This window comes from Bacillus xiamenensis, assembly GCF_001857925.1.
In the GTDB taxonomy this organism is placed as follows: domain Bacteria; phylum Bacillota; class Bacilli; order Bacillales; family Bacillaceae; genus Bacillus; species Bacillus xiamenensis.
In genome coordinates, this window is sequence record NZ_CP017786.1 from 419067 (window position 1) to 444567 (window position 25501).

Genomic DNA, 25501 nt, shown 5'->3' on the forward strand with positions numbered 1-25501 from the left:
CCATCACCTCTTCATCTTTGGATCAAGTGCATCTTGCAAGCCATCACCTAAATTGTTAAAACAAAACATCGTCAGTGAAATAAAAAATGCTGGAAAGAATAAACGCCACCAGTGACCATTATCCGACAGCACCGTCGGCAAGGCGTCATTGGCCATCACACCCCAGCTTGCAAACGGCGCTTGAATGCCTAAACCGAGAAAACTTAAGAAGACTTCTGCAAAGATGGCTGTCGGCACAGTCAAAGTCATCTGGACAATAATCGGCCCCATCGTATTTGGCAGTAAGTTCTTGCGGATGATGCGCAGGCTTTTTGCACCAAAGGTTTTCGAGGCAAGGACATATTCTTGGCTTTTCAGCTGGAGCACCTGACCTCTCACAATTCTCGCCATCCCAATCCAGCCTGTGACGGTGAGCGCTACAATAATGGTGACGAGCCCTGGACCCATAAGCACCATCAATAAAATCACAACGAGTAAATAGGGCAGACCGTAGAGCACCTCGACGATTCGCATCATGACATGGTCATATCTCCCGCCCTTATAGCCAGCAATACCGCCATAAATGACACCGATCGCAAAATCAATGAGAGCTGCCATTACGCCTACAAATAACGAAATGCGGGCCCCGTACCATGTACGCGTAAACACATCCCGTCCAAGCTCATCTGTTCCAAACCAGTGAGCAGCCGACGGCGGCATGTTTTGCATGGAAAGGCGCTGTTCTGTCACACTATTTGGTGCAAGCAGTGGACCTAACACCGCCATGACAAACAGAAAAATCAACATCGACAAACTAAACATGGCCAGCTTATTTTGCTTCAAACGCCTCCATGCGTCTGCCCAATACGACAATGAAGGTCTTTTAATGGCATGGGCTTCGTTCTTCCTCTGTTCTCTCGGAGAAAACCACTCATCCGGCACTTCATGTGCTTGATTCGTTTGATCATGCTGAAGGTGTATGCTCATGCCTTTCCTCCTTTCTGATGCAGCTGAATTCTTGGATCAAGCAGACGATACGTCACATCTACAATGAAAAGAAGTGTAATTAAGATGATGCTGTAAAAGACAGTGGTTCCCATAATCACAGGATAATCACGGTTGTTAATACTCTCGACAAAGTATTTACCCATTCCAGGGATCGCAAATATTTTCTCAATAACAAAACTTCCTGTTAAAATACTTGCAACAAGCGTCCCAAGGATTGTGACAACGGGTAAAAGTGCATTTCGAAGGGCATGTTTAAACACAATTTTAAAAGGAGAAAGTCCTTTCGCTTTTGCGGTGCGAATGTAATCCTGCGTCAGCACTTCAATCATGCTCGATCTTGTTAACCTGGCAATAATGGCCATTGGCCCTACAGCCAGTGCGATTGTCGGAAGGACCATGTGCATTGGGCTTGTCCACATCGCTGTAGGAAAGAGCTTTACATTCACAGCAAGCTGCTGAATTAATAAGGTAGCAAAGATAAAGTTTGGTATGGATATACCGAAAACAGCAATGGTCATGGCGATATAATCAATCAAGCCATTATGCCGGAGGGCAGCCATAACCCCTAGCAGGATGCCGGAGATAACAGCAATCAAAATTGAGATCAGACCAAGCTCTAAAGAGACTGGAAAACCTCTCGCCAATAAATCATTGACACTTTCAGAAGGCTTTTTAATGGAAGGACCAAAATCAAAAGTAACGATGGATTTTAAATAAATGACATATTGAACATAAAGTGGTTCGTCTAAGTGATAGTAGCTTTCGAGGTTTCGCTGAACGGTTTCATTTGTATTCCGTTCTTCATTGAAGGGCGATCCCGGGATGACCTTCATCAAAATAAACGTTAAAGTGGTAATGGTTAAAATCGTGGCAATCATCGCAATAAAACGCTTGAGCAAAAAGCTGGCCATCTGCTGTCTCCCCCTTGCTTAACAAAATGTTGTACGTGTGGCAAGCTCTGTCATGACAAGCATCGCTTGGTAGGCTTCTAATATATTGTCTGCTTGATACATCACCGTCGTTGTCCCTTCTTCGATGGCAGTACCCGGCATTAAATTCGCCCATTCAGCTTGTCCATAGTTGGCAAACTCGATCTTGAGCAGCGGCTGTTCAGGAGGCGTCAGCGGCTTGATTTGATGAATCTGTTTCATTGCAGCTTCCACTTGCTGAGTGATTTGCCTGTTTACTTTGGCTGGTGTTAAACATTTCACAGCAGATCTTGAAATGGTTTCTTTCACTGCAACTGTTTTCACGCCGGGCATCAGCTCTTCTGCTTCAAGGGCGGCTTGATCATCTCCGCATACAAGAATCACCGGAACACCATAATAGCCTGCGACATACGCATTAAAGCCCATTTCACCAATTGGATGATCATTTATGTAAAAATGTCTAACACCAAAAATCATACTGTGGGACATCACACCTTTCATCGATGCCCTCGCATGATAGCCTAAAAAAACAGCCGCATCATACGTTTGATCTAATCCTTGTACCATTGAATAAGGTTTCACATCACCTGATATGAGTGATGCCTCCTCATGCAATTCTTCGATCAAAAGATTATTCATTTTAGAATGACTGTCATTGACCAAAATATCGGTCGCCCCATGACCAAGAAGAGCTTCTACACAGGCGTTCACTTCACCTGTCATGATTTTTCTCCCGCGCTCATAATTGTGCTGGCGGCTATCAACAAATGTATGATCAGCTAGACCAGTAATTCCCTCCATATCGACTGATACATAGAGCTTCATCCCCATCCCCCTTTAATTAAACTTAAAATTTGTGTATATTTTTCTAAATTTTCTAAAAAATTATATGAGAACTTGATTGATTTTTCAATACAATGTCTGAAAATAAGGAAATTAGACTCAGATACTACGGGTCAAAGGAATAATCATTAAAGGATTTTTTTAACAAATAAAACACCACTAACGATGTCTTTAGTGGTGTTTGTCTGCTTCGTCGATCTGCGATTTCAGCTGATCATATTTCTTCATCGTTTGTGTAAATAAATCATCAAACATCTGGGGTGCCTGTTGTTGAATGACTGCGGCTCCTTCCCCGGTAATTCCACCTTTTGTCGCCACCCTTTCGACCGTTTCAGCGAATGTTAGACCGCGTTCCACAAGTAACTTGCCTGTTCCTAACAGCGCATAAGTTAAACATTCATATGCTTCATCTAAGGAAAGCTCACTATTTCTTACAGCGGCTCTCGCCATTTCTTCAAATATCGCCGCAATAAAGCCCGGAGATGAGCTTGTCAAATTACTCGCCGTGTCAAACCGGTTTTCCTCCACTTCCCGGACGATACTAAAAGCTGAAAGGAGACGGTGCAGACGTTCTCGCGCCTCCTGTCCGGCCGTTTCACCATGCGCAACAAGAGATACACCAGTACCTACGGCTGAGGTCAAAGTGGGGATGTATCTGGAGACCGGCTGATTCGTATGCTGCATTAATTTTTCTAACGTGACAGCCGCTGCCACTGATACAATATGTAAAGCTTTCTTTGCCGGGCGCAGCTGATCCAACACGTCAAGTACAGCAAGTGGCGGCACACACACAAACACGACATCACATGACGCAGAAATGTCGTCTAATGAACAGATGTTTACATCTTGGTACGTCTCTTTGAGCTGATGCAGACGCTCTGTGTCACTTCTTGTATGAATCATCAACTGACGGGCATGCAGCACTCCTCTTTCCAGCCATTTTTGTACCATCATATCAGCCATGCTTCCATATCCAATAATTCCAATTGTCTCCACAGTTTAATCTCCTCTGTTTTGCTTAGATTCACTACTTATTTTAACAATTTCCCACAATGTTTTCATTTTTATCCCACACTTTTTTCTTAAGATAAAGTCAGCTTCCACCACATACAAGTAAAACATCCTGAAAACATACATGAAAAAATTAATGAAAGAGAGTGATCAAGATGACAAATCACAATGATGAAAAACAAACTTCCTATGAATTAATAACAATTGAACAGCCGAAAAAACAGAAGAAGAAGCCAGGTGGCTGGTTCAGACCATTTGTAAGCGGTATTGCAGGCGGTACGTTAGCGTTAGGTGTATACGTTCTCACCCCATACGCTCATCACTCAGAGAGCAGTACAGCAAATGATTCGTCATCAACGAAAACAGAAGCTGTCTCTCAAAATGATACAAGTACCAATACGTCAAATACCACAGCGGTACAGACATCGAATTCGTCCAGCACCATTTCCAATATGGTCGAAAATGTCTCACCAGCCATTGTTGGCATTACAAACTATCAAACGCAAAGTCAAACAACGACAGACTTTGGCGATACCAATACACCTTATGATGAATCACAGCAAAATCAAAACAATAGCAGTCAAGAGGAAGAAACCGGTACAGGCTCTGGCGTGATTTTCAAAAAATCTGGCAGTAAAGCCTATGTCTTAACAAACAACCATGTCATTGAAGGAGCAACTAAACTAACAGTCTCCTTGCACAATGGCAAGACCGTTGAAGGAAAACTGGTCGGTTCTGACTCACTGACTGATCTAGCTGTTGTAGAAATTAGCAGCAGCAACGTCACAAAAGTTGCTGAGCTTGGCGACTCCTCATCGCTTCGAGCTGGAGAAACTGTGATCGCCATCGGAAACCCGCTTGGTGAAGATTTATCAAGAACGGTCACACAAGGAATTGTCAGCGGTGTCGATCGAACAGTCTCTATGGAAACATCAGCTGGCGAAAGCAGTGTGAATGTCATTCAAACAGATGCAGCGATTAACCCAGGCAACAGCGGCGGACCACTTCTCACAACAGACGGAAAGGTTGTGGGAATCACAAGTATGAAAATTTCTGAAACTGGCGTTGAAGGTATTGGCTTTGCGCTCCCAATCAACGATGTCAAACCAATTGCAGAACAGCTTCTCTCAAAAGGAAAAATTGAGCGTCCTTATATTGGGATCAGCATGCTGGATCTTGAACAGGTCCCAGACGCTTATCAGAAGGAAACCTTAGGACTCACAAGTAGTCAGCTGGATAAAGGTGTGTACGTAAAAGAAGTCGCATCTGGCTCACCTGCTGCAAAAGCTGGATTGAAGGCAGAGGATGTTATTACCGCCATCAACGGCGAAAAAGTAACCACAGGCAGTGAATTACGTCACGAGCTTTACACGAATGCAAAAGTAGGAGATACAGTGAAAATCACACTCGTTCGCAACGGTAAAGAAGAAACAAAACAAGTCACCTTAACGGAATCTGAATCAAAGCAAGTCAGCTCCTAAACGATAAAAGCAGCTCAATTATGAGCTGCTTTTGTTATGTTGATGAAATTGGGGCTAATCTTTGTTCAATTTCTGCTCGTTTGTGCTCTAGAAATGGTGGAAGTGCTAACTGATCGCCAAGCTCATCCACACCTTCGTCCACTGTAAACCCAGGACCATCTGTTGAAATTTCAAACAAAATACCGTTTGGCTCTCTAAAGTAAAGAGCTTTGAAGTAGAAGCGTTCCACGACACCAGAGTTCGTGAAGCCTGCTTTTGATATTTTGTCATGCCATTTTTCAAGCTCCTCTGCATCTTCTACACGAAAGGCCACGTGATGAACACTTCCTCTGCCTGAACGCTCAAAGGGTCCTTCTGCTTTTTCAATCACATGAATCTCTGTTCCCGCTCCGCCTTTTCCTGATTCAAAGATGGTTACCATTTCACCATCATTCGATTGTTCACGTGCCTTTTCTGTGAAGCCGAGGATGTCCGTTAAAACACGGATCGTTTTTTCTGCTTTTGCAACGGTCAATTCCACTGGGCCTAAACCTCTAATCGCATAATCTGCAGGAATATCATCATGCACTGGCGGTGAGCCAGCATCCTTTACACGTGGTTCAACTGTCAAAAACATCTGCTGCCCTTCTGGATCTGTAAATTTCAAGGCAGGTCTGCCGGCTCTTAAGGAAGCTGTTTCTTGCTTCACACCTTTTTCTTCAAACCGCTTTTCCCAAAAGGCAAGAGCCTCTTTTGAAGAAACAAGAAGACCTGTGCGTGTGATCGCATTTGTTCCCTCCAAACGGCGGGCCAGCATTGGAATTTCAAAGAATGTCAACTCCGTTCCTGGTGAGGCGACCTCATCTCCATAAAACAAATGATACATTGAAGGGTCATCCTGATTGACTGTTTTCTTGACAAGTTTCAAGCCAAGGATTTGGCGGTAGAAATCAACATTTTTCTGAGCATTTGCTGTTAATGCTGATACGTGGTGAATTCCATTTACTTTCATCTTTCTCACTCCTATTTTAAAATATCTCGAATTCAAGATAATATCCTTATGAATAAAATAGGCCATTTTTTAAGAAAAGTCAACCATTTGGCTGCACTTTTACTGGTTGTTCGGTTTTCGCCTTTTAAATTAACATTAAATCAACAATAATCTTCCATTGTTCGCTTTTAAGATAACATTCATCCTAATATCTCCAATAAACAAACACTTTTAAATATAAATACGAAAATCAGAAAATTTTTTTAATTCTTGTTTTCCTAAAATCGTATTACAATGAACAAAATACATGTCACAGTAACGTACGAAAGTGATGCAGGAGGTCGTGTGTAATGAACAAAGAACAACCAGCGTTAAAACAAGACATCGGCTTATTTTTTGCCCTTTCTCTTGTCATCGGGACCATTATTGGGTCCGGCGTATTTATGAAGCCAGGCAACGTCCTTTCTTATTCAGGAAGCTCAGGCGTCGCATTATTTGCTTGGCTGTTAGGCGGAATCTTAACCCTCACAGGCGGACTAACTGTTGCTGAAATTGGTACACAAATTCCGCGTACTGGCGGTTTATATGCCTATCTTGAAGAAGTGTACGGTGAATTTTGGGGCTACTTATGCGGCTGGGTGCAAATTATTATTTACGGGCCTGCCATTATTGGTGCTCTTGGTCTTTATTTTGGTTCATTATTGGCCAATTTATTTTCTCTTTCTTCTTTATGGTCTACAACCATCGGTATTATCACCGTTCTTTTTTTATGTGTAATCAACGTGATGGGAACGAAATACGGCGGGTTTGTCCAAGGGCTGACCACCATCGGAAAGCTTGTTCCAATTGCGGCTATTATTGTGTTTGGCTTGTGGAAGGGAAATGAAGATATCTTCACAGCCATCAATGAAAGTATCACTCAGATGAACTTCGGTGCAGCGATTTTGGCTACGCTATTTGCCTATGATGGCTGGATTTTGCTTGCAGCGCTTGGCGGTGAAATGAAAAATCCAGAGAAGCTCCTTCCTCGTGCAATGGCTGGCGGTATTTTAATTGTCACGGCTTGTTATCTCTTTATTAACGTTGCCCTTTTGCACGTGTTACCAGCTGATCAAATCGTCCAGCTAGGTGAAAATGCGACAAGTACGGCTGCTACAATGCTCTTTGGTCCAATTGGCGGTAAAATGATTAGTATTGGGATCATCATTAGTATCTTTGGCTGTTTGAATGGGAAAGTTCTTTCGTTCCCGCGTGTGATTTTTGCGATGGCAGAACGCAAGCAGATTCCGTTTGCAAAAGCCATCTCACGTATTCACCCCACCTTTCAAACACCTTGGATCGCTGTATTTGTACAAATATTAATTGCCATTGTATTTATGATAGTGAGTAATCCAGAGAAGCTGTCAGAGGTTTCGATTTTCATGATTTATATCTTTTATGTAATGGCTTTTTTCGCTGTATTTAAGCTAAGAAAACAAAACAGCGGCATGCAGCGCGCTTATAGCGTACCACTTTACCCGCTGACACCGATCATCGCGATTATCGGCTCTTTATTCGTCTTAATCAGCACCATGATCACAGATTGGAAAAGCTGCCTGATCTCCATGCTGATCGGAATAGCCGGACTGCCGATTTATTACTATATGAAAAAAACACAAAATAAAGCAGAGCGCTAAATAGCCTCTGCTTTATTTTAATCCTTTGTCTTCTTTTCAGCGTGCTAGAAAACCTTTGAAGTCTAGGAAGGACGAGCACCGGAGCACAGACCTGACAACGAATGCGAGGGTTTGTCTGCACGCTGAAGCAGAGCGCTAAACAGCCTCTGCTTTATTTTTTATATTGCTTGATCACCTTATACGATTCGTTTAAATATCTCATGAGCCGGTAAGGCTTGCTTAGAACGCGGATAGGAAGTCTTGAGATAAATCCATTCAAATTCGCCTTATATTCCTGCGTCATCCGCTTCGGTTTTGTGGCAATTTTTTCGTATACTTCTTTGTAAAATTCCTTCATGATGTCGACTTGCACACTGATCTTCTGATGACATTCTGTACACTCAACGCTTTTCATCTGATCATTCACATAAACGATGCTGTGGAGGGTCTCTTCTTGGCACCGAGTACAGTGTAGGTTTGCTTCCATTTCGGTTTTCTTCAAGATACACAGCTCCTTTCTCGTTTGATGTTGCTCTTTTTATACAATACGATGACCGTCAGCCGTTTATTGGACTGATGCTTCCTTTAAAATGGCTGCCGCAGTCAATTCATCGGTCACCAGCACTTGAATGAAGCCGCCATTTAAAGCTCCTAGAATACTTTCGGCTTTATGGGTTCCTTCCACAACTGCAATGACTTTTTTAACATTCTTTAATTGTTCTAACGATAACCCAATGACCTTTTGGTTCAGTTCATCTTGGACAGGTTTCCCTTCACTATCAAAGAAGCGAAAGCCAATATCACCAACAGCTCCTGATTGTCTTAACCCAGATAAATCCTCTTCCTTTAAATAACCGACAGTTTTTAATGTCGAGCCTTTATGCGGATTCCCAATACCGATGAGGGCAATATCGACATTTCTGCCTTCTTCAAGCACAGCTTCTATGTCCTGCATCGCCATAAGCCGCTCTTTTAGTTCTTCCGTTTCTAAGATCGCAGGTGCATATAAATAGGAACACGTGCCATTCATCTTCTTTGCCAGCTCATATGCGAGCTGATTGGCATGAATGTCGACTGCCTGCCTGCCCATTCCGCCCTCTAAAGGAATCACTTTGACATTGCTTCTTCGTTCAAATGGATATTCCTTCACAAGCTCAGCGAGTGTCGTCCCCCAAGAAATGCCGATTTTCTCAGCATCTTTCATGTTTTTAGACAGATAATAGGCGCCTGCCTGACCGACTGCCCGCTTAACTAACTCAGACATTGTCCCGACACTTGGGACAACGACAGCATCTGTTAATTGAAAGGTCGTTTCTAGTTGCTTTTCAAGTTCCACTGTATGAATACTTTCATCTTTGATGTACACTTCAACGATTCCCACATCTTTTGCTTTTTGCAAGAGCTTTGAAATGACTGGTCTTGAGACATTTAACTTCTTTGCAATCTCCTGCTGCGTCCACCCGTCTGTATAATAAAGATGAGCAACCTTGACGAGCTGTCGTCTTTCTTCCCAATTCAGCATGTGACATCATCCTTTTAATATACTATGATTACCAGTATACCAAACATTCGTTTCTAATTGGAACAATTGTTATGAAAATGACAAAAAGAGCGATCAACGCTCCGCTCTTTTTCCCTCCGTATATTTTGGCTGATACGTTCTCCCGCCATCCAACAGGATAATCTGGCCGTGCAAATAGCTTCCCTCGTCACTTGCGAGAAATAAAGTGAGTCCTGCGATATCTTCAGGTTTTCCTAATCTCCCAATGGGAATAAGTGATTGAAGCTGTCTTTTCTCCTCCTCAGCGGGATAAAGCGTATCAAGCATCTGAGATTCAATCACGCGGGGGGCAATCACATTGATGCGTACATGATGGGCGCCTAATTCCTTTACGAGTGAACGCATCAAGCCAAAAGCACCTGCTTTTGAGGCGTAGTACTGAATACCGCCGCCAGAGCCTGTTATCGCAGACCCCGATCCAATGATGACCACACTGCCTTCTTGCCGCTCACATAGATAGGGTGCCAACGCTTTGATGCAATAAAAAAGACCATATAAATTGACGGCCAGTGTCTTTTTCCAAAGCGAAAAATCAACTTCTAAAAAGGGAAGTGATTTCGTCATCCCCGCAGAATACACTAGATGACCGATACCATTCAGATCCCTTTCGGCTGCTGACATCATCCGCTGAACACTTTCCCACGATGAAACGTCAACTTGAAACGTCAGCAGCTGAGGATGCTGTTTTTTTAAGAGCAAAAGCCCCTGTTCATCTATGTCGGACACAGCCACACGATGCCCTTCTTTTAAAAAGCGTTCGGCAATTTCTTTCCCGATCCCTTGGGCACCACCAACGATGAGAACTGTTTTTTGGTGATTAGCCAGCGCTCTCACCCCCGTCGAGCATAATCGCTGATCCATCTGTAAATGCGCCATACGATGTACTTAAGAATACCGTCATATGGGCCACCGTCTCCTTGATTTGCTCTTTGTCAGGAAGCAAATGGAGAGGAGGCGGTAATAATGCCAGCACCCGGATGCCTTTGTCTTTAAATTCTCGCGCTAACCCTTTTGTCATGGCATTCAACATACTATTCGATGTCGCATGTGACATCCCGCCATCACCTGTGATGCTCCCTGATGAGGATATATTAATGATGCAGCCTTGCTTCTGGTCCACCATATGCCAGACAGCGGCTTGACTAGAAAGAAAAACTGTATTCACGGTTCCTTCCACTTCATCGACCCATTTATCAGGGCTTACACCGGTAAGCACCGCGTCCGCTCTCTGCTCAACTTGATTGACCAAAATATCAAGCTTGCCGCATGTATCAATTACTTGCCTCATCATGAACTTGGCATCATGCGGTGTCTGAAGCGGATTCATGATAATACTCGCCTTACCACCCATTTTTTGAATATCTTCACGAATGGATTTTGCCTTTGATTCATCATGAAAAGTGTGGATAAAAACATGTGCACCTGCCTGGGCTAAAGCCAGACAGATGGCTTCTCCAAATCCATCTGTGCTACCTGTCACAAGTGCAGCTTTCTGTTGAAGCTGGACGTGCACATGGATCTCCTCCCTATCCCTTGTTTGTCATTTATTTTCTCAGCTTACTTACAATATCAAGGGCTGCTTCATAAAAGCCTTCTGAGATAGTTGGATGCGGATGAATCATCTTAGCCATCTCTTCAGCAGTTCCTTCTAAGTACATAAATGAGGAAGCTTCTGATATCATCTCTGTGACGTGCGGACCAACCATCGTTGCGCCAATGACTTCACCATATGCTGTATCGTATACGAGTTTAATAAAGCCTGTTTGAACACCAGCTGCCAACGCTTTTCCGCTTGCTGCTAAATCGAATCGCTCCGTCTGCACGTTAAGCCCTTTTCCTTTTGCCTCTTTCTCTGTAAGCCCTACACTCGCTACCTCCGGCAATGTATAAATACATCTAGGGACGATATCGTTATTCATCTTTTCAAATTCGCCACATATATTGCTGACCGCAACGGCTGCCTCTGCCATCGCCGCATGAGCGAGCTGATAGCCGCCGGCTACATCTCCAATTGCATATACACCTTCAGCACTTGTCTGCATCTGGTCGTTTACTTTGATAAAAGGACCATCCAGCTGAAGATCAAGCTGGGTGACAGCTGATACATTCGGTCTTCTTCCTACACAAACAAGGAGTCTTTCAGCCGTAAAGATGTGCGTTTCCCCTTTATCATCCGTTGCATGAACCGCTTTGACTCCTTCGCTTTCTGTTACCTCTGTCACAGTTGTTTTCTTTGCGATATGAATGCCTTTTTTCTTCAATTCTTTTTCTAGCAGTTTCGATGCCTCTTCATCCTCTTGCGGAATAATGGACGGGGCCGCTTCAATAATGGTGACCTTTGATTGAAGACTTTGGAAAATGCATGCTAGCTCAAGACCAATGACACCTCCGCCAATGATGACAACAGATGAAGGAATATCTGGGATGTCAAAGATCGTATCACTTGTGTCAAATTGAATCTCTTTGAGCCCCGGAATAGGTGGAATAGCAGGTGAAGATCCGGTGGCAATGATCAGCTCTTTTGTTTCAATCGTTTCTGACCCATCTTGTTTTTCAATGTCAATGCGATGCTTTGTGACAGCTGTGCCTCTGCCGCTGAATACATCAATCTTCCCTTGCTTTAATAAAAAGGCAATTCCGCCCCTGAGTTTTTCAATGACATCATCTTTACGCTTTCTCATTTTATCAAAGGAAAGAACCATCTCACCTGTTTCGATTCCCCAGCTTTTTGCCTTCTCAATTGATTCAATGACTTCTGCATGTTTGAGCAGTGTCTTTGATGGGATACAGCCTCGATTTAAACACGTACCGCCTAGAAAATCTTCTTCAATCAAGGCAACCTTGCGTCCGCGCTCAGCTGCTTGAAGGGCGGCGGTATACCCGCCAGGCCCTCCGCCAATGACTGTCAGATCATACGTTTTTGTCATCCGATTCATCTCCTACATTAGCAATTCAAATGGTTGTTCAAGCACTTTTTTGAGGTCTGTTAAAAAGGCAGCCGCTGGTGCACCATCTACCACGCGGTGATCAAATGATAAGCTGACGCCCATCATTGGCCGCACCTGAATTTCTCCATCTACCACTACAGGTTTTTCTTGAATACGTCCAACACCTAAAATCGCCACTTCTGGCTGGTTAATGATTGGGGTAAAGGTATCAATGGCATACATACCTAAGTTACTAATGGTAAATGTGGACCCTTTCAGCTGATCTGGCAGCAGTTTTTGATCACGTGCGTTTTGGCCGATTTCTTTTGCCTCTTTTGTCAGCTGTTTTAGCCCTTTTTGATTCGCATGAGAAATAACTGGAACCATTAAGCCGTCTTTCACAGCAACAGCAAGACCAATGTGCACATCCTCATGGAAATGGAGCTCATTTTGTTCAAACGTCATATTGATTTGCGGGTGGCGCGTGAGAACACTGCTAACCGCATGAATGATGATTTCAGTAAACGATAATCTGTAGCCTGTCTCTTTTTCAATCGCTGGCAATAGCTGCTTGCGCACTTCTTTCGCTTTTGTCATATCGATTTCACTTGTTAACGTGACGTGCGGCGCTGTAAAGGCACTTTGAGACATGCGATCTGCGATCACTTTTCTCATACCCGCTAATTTTTGTGTTTTCACTGGAGCAGCGTCTGCTTTTTGTGCCCCTGCTGCTTTCACATCACTCTTCATGATTTTCCCGTGAGCGCCAGAACCAGCCACATTTGCTAAGTCGATCCCTTCACGAGCAGCCACTTTTCCTGCAAGTGGTGATATGCGCTGGCCTTTCTCGCTCGTATGAAGGACCGCTTCGACATCCCGTTTTTGAATTCTGCCTTTTGGACCTGTGCCAGATACCTCGTGAATCGCCACATGGTGATCTTTTGCCGTTTTTCTCGCCGCAGGCGTTGCACGTACTTTCTCATCAGTTGCTGGTTCAACTTCAGCAGAAACAGATGAAACAGATTGTGATGATGCCCCGCTGTCATCAGGGGATGCTTCATCTGCCTGTGCAGGCGGCTCACTCGGCACCTGTTCATTTGCCTCTCCGATATACCCAATGACAGCATTGACCGGAATTTGATCATCTGCTTCATAGTATTTCTTTAAAAAAATGCCATCATCGTAGGCTTCAACTTCGATATTAATCTTGTCTGTCATAATTTCAAAAAGAGGCTCACCGATTTCAACCGAATCTCCTTCTTCTTTAAACCATTGAAGCAAGGTGCCGACCTCCATCGTACTGCTCAGCTTCGGCATAAATATCTCTTTTGGCATGATCTTCTCCCCTTTATTTAAGAGCGCACGAGCTCTTTTGCTGCTTCAATAATATCTGGTACTTGTGGAATGACTGCTTTTTCCAGCGTTGGATTATAAGGTATTGGTACTGGAAGACCGCCAAGTCGTTTAATAGGTGCATCTAAATAGTCGAAGGCGTCACTTTCCGCTATCATACTCGCAATCTCTCCGCCGTAGCCACCTCGTTTCACTGCCTCATGAACCACGATACATTTGCCCGTTTTCTTCACAGATTCGATAATCGTTTCCTCATCTAAAGGGACAAGTGTTCTTGGGTCGATGATTTCGACATCAATTCCTTCTGCTTCTAATTCCTTCGCCGCTTCCAAAGCTTTGTGCACCATAATGGCTGTTGCTACAATCGTGACGTCCTTCCCGCTTCTTTTCACATCCGCTTTCCCTAAAGGAATCGAATACTGCTCTTCTGGCACTTCACCGATTGTTTTATATAAAAGCTTATGCTCGTAGAAAATGACAGGGTTGTCATCATCTATTGCCGCTTTTAAAAGTCCTTTTGCATCATAAGCCGTTGAAGGCTGGACAACCTTTAGTCCTGGGATATGAGCCATCCACGCTTCTAAACTTTGTGAGTGCTGCGCTGCGGCACCTGTTCCAGAGCCTGCTGGTGTTCTCACAACTAGCGGCACCTTCCCTTTTCCGCCAAACATGTAACGTGTTTTGGCTGCTTGGTTGACAAGCTGATCCATTGCGATCGTAATAAAGTCAGAGAATTGAAGTTCTAAAATTGGACGCATGCCTGTCAAAGCCGCTCCGACTGCGCCCCCTGCGATGGCAGCCTCTGAAATTGGTGTATTGCGTACGCGCTCTGGACCAAATTCTTCAATCATGCCGCGCGTGACGCCAAATGCGCCACCGTATACGCCGATATCCTCACCTAAAATGAAAACATCCTGGTTTTCTCTCATTTCCTGACTCATAGCTTCTCGAACGGCTTCTAAATATGAAATCTCTCTCACTGTTGTTTTTGTCACGTGATTCCCCTCCTAATTAGGCGTATACATCCTCTAATAGTGTGTCAATTGACGGTTCTTTACTGTTTTTCGCAAATTCAACAGATGCCTCAATCTCCTGCTTCGCTTCTTCTTGTAAAATAGCAGCCTGTTCTTCTGTCAAAACATTGAGATCAATCAAGAGAGACTTAAAGCGTTTAATTCCATCTTTTTGTCTCCATTCTGTCTCTTCTTCACGTGTACGGTATTTTTTCGCATCACTCTTTGAGTGACCCTTCCACCGATACGTTTTCATTTCAATAAGTGATGGCCCTTCTCCAGCTCTTGCTCGGCTCACAGCTTCATCTACTGTATTCATGATCTCGACCATGTCATTTCCATCGACCGTTTTTCCTGGCATTCCGTAACTCACGGCTCTTGTTGAAATGTCTTCGATTTTGATCATTTCTTTCACTGGGCCAGACATGCCGTATTGGTTGTTTTCACAAATGAACACAACAGGTAAATCCCAAATAGATGCAAGGTTTAGCGCTTCATGGAAGCTGCCTTCATTTGTCGCACCATCTCCGAAGAAACAAAGGACAACAAAGCCTTCCTGCTTCATTTTAGAAGTGAGCGCTGCGCCCGTTGCAAGCGGAATTCCTCCGCCAACAATTCCATTAGCCCCAAGGTTCCCTTTTTCTAAGTCGGCAATATGCATTGAGCCGCCTTTTCCTTTGCAATAGCCGGTTTCACGTCCAAACAGCTCAGCCATCATTTTATTGACCTCTGCACCTTTTGCAATACAGTGACCATGTCCGCGGTGTGTGCTAACAATCTTATCTTCATCCTTTAACACAGCAATAGATCCAACTGCCGACGCTTCCTGTCCAACACATAAATGGGTTGTTCCGTGGATTAATCCTTTTGCAAAAAACTGATCGACCTTCTCATCAAAATATCTCACTAACCACATTTGTTTATATAAATCTGCTAATTTCTCATGACTAATCTGTTCAGGCAAAGTGATTTGTTTTTGCATTTCTTCTCTCCCCTTTACATTTGTTCTTGTATGTTACATTTGTAATTATCATACGTTTAACTCTCATTGAAGTCAAGCATTTCCGTTTATTTTTTAAGCGTTTTCACCATTTGTCAGAAAAAAAAGAGAAAGCCCTTTCCCAAAGACCTTCTCTTTCTCTCCATCTCGTGCATTCTCATTCATCAGGATACATCATGATTTTGACGCTCTCACCTTCTGGATGCCTTGCACATTCTATCGCCTGCAGCAGCTGACTTAACGGATAACGGTGCGTCACCATCTTTTCTGTGTGAACCACCTTCGCCTTCAGCAGCTCAAGCGCTTCACGATAGTGATATGGGTGCGAAGAATAAGCTCCCACTACTTTCACTTCATCATGGAAAAACCGCTCAGCCGGAATGGAGACATCCCCCTTCGGAAAATGAGCAAACACTAAAATCGTCCCGCCTCGCGCTACAGCTTGAAACGCCTCTTTTAAGAGTGCACTGCTCCCAACAGAAATGATCACAAGATCTGCTCCCTTTCCATCGGTTTCTTTCATAACCCGGTTTTCTACTGGATCAGATGCTGGGTGAAAAGCGACGTCTGCACCTAAATTTCTCGCTTGGAGCAGCCGGTTTTCATTCACATCCGTGATCATCACTTTTCCAGCCAAATAATATTTGGCGAGCTGTAATTGGATACAGCCAATTTGCCCCGCTCCAAGAATCAAGACAGAATCTCCTGGATGAACAGGCGCTCGTTCAAATCCGTGCAGACAACAGGCGACCGGTTCGACCATCGCCCCTTGTTCATATGAAACATCATGCGGGAGCTTGCCCATTGTATGCTTGACATGTAAAGCAGGAACACGAATATATTCTGAAAACCCGCCCGGCTCTACATTTGTTGCTGCAAATTGCGGGCACATGGTATAAAATCCTTTTTGACAAAAGTCACAGGTGAAGCAAGGGACATGATGCGCTACATACACCCTGTCTCCCTTTTGAACATGTGTGACGTGACGGCCCGTTTCGACAATATCACCAGCAATTTCATGTCCCAGCACCGTCCCAGGAGGTACCGTCTCATGTGTCGCTTTGTAAATGTCCGTCCCGCATAAGCCGCACGCACGCATCCTTAACAACACTTCATCATCATCAATGACAGGCCGCTTCCGCTCCTCATAACGAATGTCCTCTGAAGAATAAAAGACAGCTGATTTCATATTGCTGCATCCTCCTTTTCATCGCACTTCGCAAAATCCTGTAAGGTTTGAACAAGCTGCTTGTATTCACTCATCTCACTTGAAATCCAGTAGCGTCCGCCGAATATTCGCGCCGGTCCCACTCTGACATAGACTTTCCCAATATGCGGATATGGCTTTAAAAACAGTTTTCCTTTAATATCGGAAACAGCATATGTGTGCCATCTGCCAAAAGCACCTATTTTCAGCTCATCTTCACTAATGATGACATTCGTTGGCTGATTCAGTCCCGTGATGCTAGATAGCATCAGGATAGGCAGCGTATAAACACCTAACACAGCTAATGGTTCAGGTCCTGATGACAATAACGTATAAAGAGACCACAGAAAAAACAGACATATTAACAAAGCCGGAAGAAAAATAGAAAACATCGCAGACGTACGGCTGTAAGCATGCTGCTGCATGAGCGCTCCTCCTTTCAAATGACATGGAAGGAGCCATGACAGCTCCTCCACGCACACATCGTTTACTTAATATGATCGATAATTTTTTCAATATCTTCTTCAATGCCAAATCCGGTTAAAAAGGATAACGTTTGAATCACAGGCGTCCCTTTTGTATCACTCACAGGCGTTGTCGTCACAATTAAATCAGCGCCCTCCGCTTTTTGCGGAACCTCAGATGCCTTACATTGTTCAACGACGACATCGTACCCTTTTTCCTTTAACGTCTCTTCTACCTTTTTCGCCACCACCGTTGACGTCGCAACTGCTGTTCCGCACGATACCAATATTTTTTTAGCCATCAGAATCCCTCCAGCTCGTTTATTGTTCTTTCTGATCTAAACCCATTTCTTTTGCATACTGCTTTTTAATATCATTTCGCACCCAGTACCAAAGAAGCGCATAAGCCAGTGCACTAACAATCGCTGCAATGAAGTAAGGGTTGCTCGGATCAAGAAGTCTCACCATGATCCAAGGAATGACGTGAGAACCAAGATCAATACCAGAAATCATGTTGGCCCCTTCTGGGAAATCAAAACCGACGGCTTTCCCCATTGTTGTCGCAAGTGGTGCGAGATTCGTTGCGATAAAGAAGACGATCATCAATGTAAAAATACTGTTAATGAGACCGCGAATAATATTTCCACGAGCGGCTGCTACTGCCCATACAACTGTAAATGGCAGAACCGATAAGTCGGCAAACGGCAGCATACCATTGTAAGGAAGCACAACTGCGAGCAAAATGGTGATCGGCACCATCAACAGAGCGACAGCCATATTGGCTGGATGACCAATGACAATCGCTGTATCTAAGCCAATATAGACGTTTTTCCCAGGGAAACGCTTTTGAATATAAGAACGAGCGCCCTCCGAGATTGGAATGAGTCCTTCCATTAATAAAGCAACCATTCTTGGCATTAACACAAGAACTGCCGCCATTTGAATCCCAAGGGTCATGACACCTTTCGCGTCATAGCCGCCAAGAAGACCAATAATGATACCAAGTATAAGACCCATCACAAGCGGTTCACCAAAAATGCCAAAGCGTTTTTTCAATGTTTCTGGATCAGCATGAATTTTGTTTAAACCAGGGATTTTATCAATGACGCGGTTTGACGCATACATAAGCGGCGCGAAGTTGACCGTTTCAGCATGAGCCATGGATACACCTTTTAAGCCGAAATGGTGTTCAATTGTCGGCGCCGTCCAGTCGGCTAATTTAAGCGTTATCGCAGAGACGATCAAGCCAACGGCAAGGGCCAAGAACATATTATGATAAGCATAGTAAGTAACAGAGGCTGCGAAAATCAAATGCCAGAAATTCCAAATATCCACATTCAGTGTTTTCGTGAAATTAACGGACAACAAGATGACATTTAATAAAAGCACAAGAGGAATCATCAAAGGAGCAACAGGTGTACCAAATGAAATGGCGGCCCCAATCGGCCAGCCAACATCCAAAATATCGAGCTTTAACCCAAGAGAGTTGACCATGGCTTTTGCTGCTGGTCCAAGACCGCTCACAAGTAAATTAATGACAAGATTGACCCCGACAAAGCCAATTCCAATTGTAATACCTGCTCGGAAGGATTTTTTAAAGCCTTGCCTTAAAATTACACCGAAAATCGTCATAATAATTGGGAGCATAATAGTTGGTCCAAGGTCTAATATAAAATCGACGGCTTGCTTGATCATACATCCACCTCCTGAATTTTTCAGATAAAGCGCTTACATTTTTCTATTGATTTAATTCTTGTTGAAGTAAATCAACGGCTTCTTCATACGATGTCAGATGAGAAAGCCTGCTCATCACTTCTTCCTTGCGAAAAAGTGTCATGAGTTTCTCCAACATCACAAGCTGCTTACTAGGTTCAGAGATTGCAAGGACGAATACTATTTTGGCTTGGACTGTCTCATCAGGGCTTCCCATCTTATGAAAAATGACAGGTTCCTTTAAAGTCGCAACACTGATCGCCGGTTTGTGCACATGTTCAGGGTCTGTATGGGGAATTGCCACGCCAAAGGTCGCAAGGGGCAGGCCAGTAGGATATGTTTTTTCTCTTTCTAGCACTGCTGGTAAAAAGCTTGATTTAATATATCCTTCAGCTTCTAACCGTTTTGCTAAATATGTGGTCACCTCCTCTCTAGACGACGCTTCGTACTGCAGCTCAATCAGCTGCTTATCTAACTCAAATAAGCTGTTCAAACAACCACCTCTTTCATTTGGTATGATCATGAACACATGTAACAAACAGAAAAAACATTTTAAAACAGAACCTTTTTTAAAGCACTTACAAATATATGTTATTTAAAATGTTCAATACTGTTACCTTTGTAAAGATATTATAATATTCGAAATTATAAGTCAATGTTCCTAGGAAAATTTTTATAAAAAAAGACGCAGACATGGCTGCATCCTCTTCTTCAAATCTTCTAATCCTCCTGTTAAATATGGCTTCCAATATCTAAAAATTCAGATACAAAAAGGTTGTCTGTCTGCTCAGCCATTTCTTGCTTTGTGCCGATCTTTTCAATTCTGCCTTCATTCATTACTACAACACGATCAGCAATATCAAACGCCTCCTCTTGATCATGTGTGACAAAAATCGTGGTCATTTGAAATTCTTGATGAACTTTTTTCAGCCAATGTCTCAATTCTTTTCTTACCTTTGTATCCAAGGCGCCAAAAGGTTCATCTAATAGAAGGGCCTTCGGTTTGACGGCAAGTGCACGCGCGAGTGCTACACGCTGCTTCTGTCCGCCTGATAGCTGCTCTGGATAACGGTGCTCATACTGCGTTAACTGAACGACTTTCAGAAGCTCTTGCACCCGCTCTTTGATGTCTTTTTTAGACAGCCTTTCTCCTCTAGGCTTCACCTTAAGACCATATGCAACATTATCAAATACCGTCATATTTCGAAAAAGAGCATATTGCTGAAACACAAACCCGATCTGCCGCTTCCGTACTGGAATATGTGTATAATCCTGTTCTCCAAATAAAATCTGTCCGTTATTTGCATAATCAAGGCCTGCAATAATTCTTAATAAAGTCGTCTTACCTGATCCCGATGGTCCTAATAAAGAAATCAATTCGCCACTTCCGATTGATAAGTCTACGTCTTGCAGGACCTTCGTTTGACCAAACCGTTTTGAAATTTGTTTCGCTGTAATCCCCAAGGCTAATCCCTCCATTTATTTTGAACGCTTGCCAAGCCGGTGATCCATCTGCTGAATGATTTGTTTGATGATTAATGTGATGACCGCCACAAACGCCATGAGCGAAGCTACGGCAAAAGCAGCTTGAAATTGATACTCGTTGTATAAAATTTCTATATGAAGCGGCATCGTATTCGTCATCCCGCGAATATGACCTGAAACAACCGACACTGCACCAAACTCACCAATTGCCCTTGCCCCTGCTAAAATGACGCCATAAAAAAGGGCCCATTTGATATTCGGAAGTGTCACAAGAAAAAAGGTCTTCCACCCGTTCGCACCAAGCGTAAGCGATGCTTCCTCCTCATGAATGCCTTCCGTTTGCATAAACGGAATTAACTCTCTTGCAATAAAAGGAAATGTGACGAAGATGGTCGCAAGAATCATGCCTGGCACAGAGTAAATCACTTTCCATCCGTTTGCTAAAAGCCATGGTCCTAACAGTCCATTCGAACCAAATAAAAGCACAAATACAAGTCCGGCAATAACAGGTGATACAGCAAACGGGAGGTCGATCACAGTCGTTAACAGCCGTTTTCCGCGAAAGTTAAATTTTGTGATGAGCCATGCAGCACTAACCCCAAAAATGATTTGAAGCGGCAAGGTGACGACCACAATGAAGACCGTCAATTTAATGGCTGCGAGTGTATCTGGATGTGAAATGGCAAAAAGATAAGAATTCCACCCTTTCTCAAAAGCCTTTGAAAACACGGCAATCAGCGGCATGAGTAAAAACAACAGCAAAAAGGCATACACAATGGCAACAAAAATGATCTTCACCGCTTTTGATTCGGTCACAGGGCTTTTAAATTTGATGTGTTGCTGTTTACTAAGCTCTCTCTCCAATCAACTCACCTCACTTCCACTTGTTTTTTCCGCTCTACATACCACTGCACACCATGAATCAATAACAGGATGAAAAAAGATAGGAGCAGCATCAAACAAGCAATCGCTGCTGCACCATGGTAATCATACTGCTCAAGCTTTGACATGATCATCAGTGGTGTAATTTCAGTCTTAAACGGAATATTTCCAGCAATAAACACAACGGAGCCATATTCACCGAGGGCTCTTGCAAATGCAAGAGAAAATCCTGTCATCACCGCTGGAAACAATGCCGGCAAAAGTATATGAAAAAAGGTCTGTTTCCTTGTTGCACCAAGAATGGCCGCAGCCTCTTCCACCTCCTGCTGAAGCCCCTCTATGACCGGCTGAACCGTTCTAATGACAAATGGAATGCCAATAAAAATTAGTGCCAAAATAATCCCCAAAGGGGTGTACGCCACCTTCATATGCAAAAATTGACCGATCCACCCATTCGGAGAATAAAGAGTTGTCAGAGCAATACCAGCAACTGCCGTTGGTAGTGCAAACGGCAAGTCAATGAATGCATCCAAAATTTTCTTTCCTGGAAACGAGTACCGCGCGAGAACCCATGCGATCAGTACACCGAATCCTGCATTGATGAGTGCAGCTGCAAAAGAAGTCGTAACCGTCAGCTGCAGTGACTTTAGCACCCGCGCATCACTAAAGACGTTCCAAATGCCTTCTGCTCCTAATGAAGCCGTCCAAATAAATACCATAGATAAAGGAATCACGACAATCGCACTTACATAGACAAGTGTCACCCCGAGACTCAGCCCGAATCCAGGCAATACACGTTTTCTTTTATTGGCGGCAGCATGTGCTTTCTTCATCACGTCGCCCCCTATTTTTGTCCGCTATATATTTGATCAAATAATCCGCCATCATCAAAAAATCTTTTCTGCGCCTTTCGCCAACCGCCAAAGGCTTCATCAATTGTCACCATATCAATCTCTTTAAACTGGTCTTTATATTTGTTTAACACTTCTTGATTTCTAGGCCGGTAATAGTTTTTCGCTGCAATTTCCTGCCCTTTTTTAGAATACAAATAATCCAGATAAGCCTTTGCCACTTTCTCAGTTCCTTTTCGTTTCACATTTTGATCGACAACAGCAACGGGCGGCTCTGCTAGAATACTAATGGAAGGACTGACAATCTCAAATTTGTCTTTGCCTAATTCATGCAGCGTCAAATACGCTTCATTTTCCCATGCAATTAACACATCACCAAGGCCGCGTTCAACAAAGGTAGTGGTGGCTCCACGGGCACCTGAATCAAGGACCTCAACATGTTCATATAACTTTTTCACAAAATCCTTTGTTTTTTCTTCATCTCCATGAAAGGTTTTATCGGCATATGCCCATGCGGCTAAATAATTCCATCTTGCACCGCCTGACGTTTTTGGATTAGGCGTAATAATGGACACGCCTGGCTTAATTAAGTCATCCCAGTCTTTGATGTTCTTTGGATTCCCTTTTTTCACAAGAAATACAATGGTAGACGTATAGGGTGTAGACTGGTTTGGAAATTCCTTTTGCCAATCCTTTGAAAGCAGTCCACGATCTGCAATCGCATCAATGTCATACCCAAGAGCAAGTGTGGCCACATCTGCCTCCAGTCCATCAATAATGGATCTCCCCTGCTTACCTGATCCTCCGTGAGACTGCTGAATCGTCACATCCTCACCGGTTTTGTCCTTCCAATAAGTCTGAAATGCTTGATTGTATTCTTGATACAATTCACGTGTAGGATCATATGACACATTTAACAGCTCAATCTTTCCCTTTTGATTTGAGGCTTCATTTGCATTTGAGCATGCAGCACTCGTGATGATGAATAGGGTGGTCACGATAAAGACCCATTTCCACTTTTTCACGTTATCCCTCTCCCCTTCAAATAATGTGACACCAACCTTGCCGTTTTAAGTTCCATACGCAAAAAAGGCCCTCAGCAATTGAAGAACATAGTAGTCCTGTACTTCAATGCCAAGAGCCTTCGGTTGTCCGATCAGCTATGTATGATTGATGTTAGTCTATATATTATTCAAACTATTCACAGGTGTCAACTGTGTTTTTATTTTTATTCAAGCAAAAAGAAACGCCCTCATCATGAGGCGCTTCTTTTCCCGGGAAATGTTATTGATCTGCAGACAGCTTTAAATTGACACCAACAGCGGTTCCGTTTCTCGTTGAGTCAGCTACTCCAGTAAATGTACCTGCTTTTCGATCAATCAGTAAAGCTTGCACATTTCCTATATCAATAGGTGAACTGCCAAACTGATGACCCAAATCATTTAGCTTTGTTCTCACATCGAGAGGGACACCTACTTCATACCGGTAAGAAGTTAAGCTGTTTGTATAAATTCTTGGCTCTTCCACCGCATCCTGAAGCTCCATGTCATATTCAAGCAAATTCAGGATGGTTTGTGAAACAGAAGCAATAATGGTAGTTCCTCCAGGTGATCCAACAGTCATAACAGGCTCTCCATCTTTAAATATGATCGTCGGTGTCATACTTGATAATGGTCGTTTATTCGGCTGCACTTCATTTGCGCCGCCAGGTCTTGCATCAAAATCAGTTAGTTCATTGTTTAAGAAAAATCCATACTCTGGGACGAGAATCCCTGTACCAAATAACTGTTCAATGGTTGTTGTGAATGACACAACATTTCCCCACTGATCTGCAACAGTAAAATGGGTCGTCTCACCAATGGTTTTATCTTCTGGCTGAGGAACAATTGGGGATGGATTTTTTTCATCCTCATATGCCCAAGGATCTCCTTCTTTCGGGTCGCGATTCATTTGATCTAATTGAATGAGAGAGGCTCTTTCTGAAATGTAGTCGTCGTCTAATAGTCCTTTTAGTGGAACATCTACGAATTCGGGGTCGCCGGCATATGCCGCGCGGTCAGCATAGGAGAGGTGCATCGTTTCAGCAAGCAGATGATATTTTTCGAATGATTTGGGGTCATACTGAGATAGGTTAAAGTGGTCAAGTATTTTGAGTATTTGTAGCATAAACACCCCGCCCGAGCTTGGTGGAGGCATGCTTGCAAGCTGGTATCCTTTATAGTCTCCCCAGATTGGCTTGTCAGTCTCGACCTCATAACGTTTGATGTCTTGTGAAGTCATCGTACCACCAAAATCTTGGACTGTATGTGCAAGTGCTTTTGCTACTTTTCCTTCATAAAACGCTTTGCTTCCTTTTTTTGCAATGAGTTTAAATGTTTTTGCAAGACCTGGCTGGACAAGCAGGTCTCCTTCTTCGAGCGGCTGATCATTTGGAAGGAAAATTGGCGCTGCGGCCGTTTTTTTCAATTTCCCTTGGTGATCATCAATCGCTTTTGCCAGAACAGAATCAATTTCAAATCCATCCTCTGCAAGCTGAATGGAAGGCTCAATCAATTCCTTCATAGAACGAGTACCCCACTTATCTAAAGCCGCTTCGAGACCTTTTACTGTCCCAGGAACACCAACAGCATTCCCATGTGTGGACCGCTCAGCAAATGGAATCACTTTCCCTTCATCTGTTAAAAACATGTCAGGTGTTGCGCCCTGTGGTGCTCGTTCTCTACTATTGATGATGGATGTTTCTTTTGTCTTACCATCATACACCATCATAAATCCTCCGCCGCCAATTCCAGACATCATTGGCTCTGTGACGTTCAGTGCATATTGGATGGCTACTGCAGCATCCACTGCGTTCCCACCTTTTTTCAACACATCAGCACCAATTTCCGATGCCAGCGGATGAGCAGTAGCCACCATTCCATCTTTACCAACAGCTACTTTATTCCCATGAGTTTCATTTGCAGTGACTTGGCTGACCGGCAGGAAAAACGAGAAAACAAACAGACATATGGACAAAACAGTTAGAGAAATGCGTTTCACGAACAACACCCCTTCCATATTCTTACTTTGACCTTACCGACTTCTTGACCAGAATACAATAGATTATTCTAAAATTTCAAAAATTTTCATCCTATCATCCTATATTCGCTAAACGAAATACATTTTTCCA

The 25501-nt window shown here is 43.4% G+C and carries 25 protein-coding genes; 2 read left to right on the forward strand and 23 right to left on the reverse strand.

Annotation, left to right across the window (positions count from 1 at the left end):
- Positions 1 to 3 precede the first annotated feature (3 nt).
- The 4 genes from BK049_RS02070 to proG all read right to left on the reverse strand — a co-directional run bounded on the left by BK049_RS02070 (position 4) and on the right by proG (position 3755).
- Entirely contained in the window at positions 4 to 966 is a 963-nt protein-coding gene (locus tag BK049_RS02070; protein ID WP_071167740.1) for an ABC transporter permease, read from the reverse strand.
- Entirely contained in the window at positions 963 to 1898 is a 936-nt protein-coding gene (locus BK049_RS02075) for an ABC transporter permease (RefSeq protein WP_008359382.1), read from the reverse strand. Before BK049_RS02075 ends, BK049_RS02070 begins: the two co-directional genes overlap by 4 nt.
- A gap of 18 nt (positions 1899 to 1916) precedes the next feature.
- Positions 1917 to 2741: a M55 family metallopeptidase gene (locus BK049_RS02080; protein ID WP_071167741.1), complete on the reverse strand. Its 825-nt coding sequence runs from the start codon at positions 2739 to 2741 to the stop codon at positions 1917 to 1919.
- Between the two features lie 189 nt (positions 2742 to 2930).
- Positions 2931 to 3755, reverse strand: a complete 825-nt coding sequence (gene proG / locus BK049_RS02085; RefSeq protein ID WP_071167742.1) for a pyrroline-5-carboxylate reductase ProG — start codon at positions 3753 to 3755, stop codon at positions 2931 to 2933.
- Between the two features lie 170 nt (positions 3756 to 3925).
- Between proG and BK049_RS02090 the strand changes: the two genes are divergently transcribed.
- Positions 3926 to 5251 carry a S1C family serine protease gene (locus BK049_RS02090; protein WP_008359374.1) on the forward strand — a complete coding sequence of 442 codons (1326 nt, stop codon included), beginning with the start codon at positions 3926 to 3928 and terminating at the stop codon, positions 5249 to 5251.
- Between the two features lie 34 nt (positions 5252 to 5285).
- Here BK049_RS02090 and BK049_RS02095 read toward each other — a convergent pair whose 3' ends face one another.
- Positions 5286 to 6242, reverse strand: a complete 957-nt coding sequence (locus BK049_RS02095; protein ID WP_071167743.1) for a ring-cleaving dioxygenase — start codon at positions 6240 to 6242, stop codon at positions 5286 to 5288.
- 329 nt (positions 6243 to 6571) lie between these two features.
- Between BK049_RS02095 and BK049_RS02100 the strand changes: the two genes are divergently transcribed.
- Complete coding sequence (locus BK049_RS02100; protein WP_008358913.1) at positions 6572 to 7897, forward strand: APC family permease; 1326 nt, start codon at positions 6572 to 6574, stop codon at positions 7895 to 7897.
- A gap of 151 nt (positions 7898 to 8048) precedes the next feature.
- On the opposite strand, the gene BK049_RS02105 is transcribed toward BK049_RS02100, so the two are convergent.
- From BK049_RS02105 to ggt, 18 genes are all read right to left on the reverse strand, one after another.
- The gene (locus BK049_RS02105; protein ID WP_008358910.1) at positions 8049 to 8378 is read right to left on the reverse strand and encodes a hypothetical protein; all 330 of its coding nucleotides are present in this window, start codon (positions 8376 to 8378) and stop codon (positions 8049 to 8051) included.
- A 63-nt stretch (positions 8379 to 8441) separates the two neighbouring features.
- On the reverse strand, positions 8442 to 9398 hold the full coding sequence (locus BK049_RS02110; RefSeq protein WP_008358907.1) for a sugar-binding transcriptional regulator: 957 nt from the start codon (positions 9396 to 9398) through the stop codon (positions 8442 to 8444).
- Positions 9399 to 9491: 93 nt separating this feature from the next.
- The gene (locus BK049_RS02115) at positions 9492 to 10298 is read right to left on the reverse strand and encodes an SDR family NAD(P)-dependent oxidoreductase (protein ID WP_071167744.1); all 807 of its coding nucleotides are present in this window, start codon (positions 10296 to 10298) and stop codon (positions 9492 to 9494) included.
- A complete protein-coding gene (locus BK049_RS02120; RefSeq protein WP_071167745.1) occupies positions 10255 to 10950 on the reverse strand; it encodes an SDR family NAD(P)-dependent oxidoreductase in 696 nt (231 codons plus the stop codon). The genes BK049_RS02115 and BK049_RS02120 overlap by 44 nt, the downstream gene beginning before the upstream one ends.
- 31 nt (positions 10951 to 10981) lie before the next feature.
- A complete protein-coding gene (lpdA, locus tag BK049_RS02125; RefSeq protein ID WP_071167746.1) occupies positions 10982 to 12364 on the reverse strand; it encodes a dihydrolipoyl dehydrogenase in 1383 nt (460 codons plus the stop codon).
- 12 nt (positions 12365 to 12376) lie between these two features.
- Positions 12377 to 13699 (reverse strand): dihydrolipoamide acetyltransferase family protein, encoded by a 1323-nt coding sequence (locus BK049_RS02130; protein WP_071167747.1) that lies wholly within the window; start codon positions 13697 to 13699, stop codon positions 12377 to 12379.
- 17 nt (positions 13700 to 13716) lie between these two features.
- The gene (locus tag BK049_RS02135) at positions 13717 to 14697 is read right to left on the reverse strand and encodes an alpha-ketoacid dehydrogenase subunit beta (RefSeq protein ID WP_071169174.1); all 981 of its coding nucleotides are present in this window, start codon (positions 14695 to 14697) and stop codon (positions 13717 to 13719) included.
- Positions 14698 to 14728: 31 nt separating this feature from the next.
- Positions 14729 to 15712, reverse strand: a complete 984-nt coding sequence (locus BK049_RS02140) for a thiamine pyrophosphate-dependent dehydrogenase E1 component subunit alpha (RefSeq protein ID WP_071167748.1) — start codon at positions 15710 to 15712, stop codon at positions 14729 to 14731.
- A gap of 175 nt (positions 15713 to 15887) precedes the next feature.
- Positions 15888 to 16919 carry an alcohol dehydrogenase catalytic domain-containing protein gene (locus BK049_RS02145; protein ID WP_071167749.1) on the reverse strand — a complete coding sequence of 344 codons (1032 nt, stop codon included), beginning with the start codon at positions 16917 to 16919 and terminating at the stop codon, positions 15888 to 15890.
- Positions 16916 to 17362: a hypothetical protein gene (locus tag BK049_RS02150; protein ID WP_071167750.1), complete on the reverse strand. Its 447-nt coding sequence runs from the start codon at positions 17360 to 17362 to the stop codon at positions 16916 to 16918. The genes BK049_RS02145 and BK049_RS02150 overlap by 4 nt, the downstream gene beginning before the upstream one ends.
- A gap of 62 nt (positions 17363 to 17424) precedes the next feature.
- Positions 17425 to 17703 carry a PTS sugar transporter subunit IIB gene (locus BK049_RS02155; protein WP_008358887.1) on the reverse strand — a complete coding sequence of 93 codons (279 nt, stop codon included), beginning with the start codon at positions 17701 to 17703 and terminating at the stop codon, positions 17425 to 17427.
- Positions 17704 to 17722: 19 nt separating this feature from the next.
- Positions 17723 to 19096 carry a PTS galactitol transporter subunit IIC gene (locus BK049_RS02160; RefSeq protein WP_071167751.1) on the reverse strand — a complete coding sequence of 458 codons (1374 nt, stop codon included), beginning with the start codon at positions 19094 to 19096 and terminating at the stop codon, positions 17723 to 17725.
- Between the two features lie 43 nt (positions 19097 to 19139).
- Complete coding sequence (locus BK049_RS02165; RefSeq protein WP_008358883.1) at positions 19140 to 19607, reverse strand: PTS sugar transporter subunit IIA; 468 nt, start codon at positions 19605 to 19607, stop codon at positions 19140 to 19142.
- A 239-nt stretch (positions 19608 to 19846) separates the two neighbouring features.
- Positions 19847 to 20578, reverse strand: a complete 732-nt coding sequence (locus BK049_RS02170; RefSeq protein ID WP_008358881.1) for a sulfate/molybdate ABC transporter ATP-binding protein — start codon at positions 20576 to 20578, stop codon at positions 19847 to 19849.
- A 15-nt stretch (positions 20579 to 20593) separates the two neighbouring features.
- Entirely contained in the window at positions 20594 to 21463 is an 870-nt protein-coding gene (gene cysW, locus BK049_RS02175) for a sulfate ABC transporter permease subunit CysW (RefSeq protein ID WP_008358879.1), read from the reverse strand.
- A 5-nt stretch (positions 21464 to 21468) separates the two neighbouring features.
- On the reverse strand, positions 21469 to 22314 hold the full coding sequence (cysT, locus tag BK049_RS02180; protein ID WP_071167752.1) for a sulfate ABC transporter permease subunit CysT: 846 nt from the start codon (positions 22312 to 22314) through the stop codon (positions 21469 to 21471).
- A gap of 11 nt (positions 22315 to 22325) precedes the next feature.
- Positions 22326 to 23357, reverse strand: a complete 1032-nt coding sequence (locus BK049_RS02185; RefSeq protein ID WP_008358873.1) for a sulfate ABC transporter substrate-binding protein — start codon at positions 23355 to 23357, stop codon at positions 22326 to 22328.
- Positions 23358 to 23616: 259 nt separating this feature from the next.
- Complete coding sequence (gene ggt, locus BK049_RS02190; protein ID WP_008358871.1) at positions 23617 to 25371, reverse strand: gamma-glutamyltransferase; 1755 nt, start codon at positions 25369 to 25371, stop codon at positions 23617 to 23619.
- Positions 25372 to 25501 lie beyond the last annotated feature (130 nt).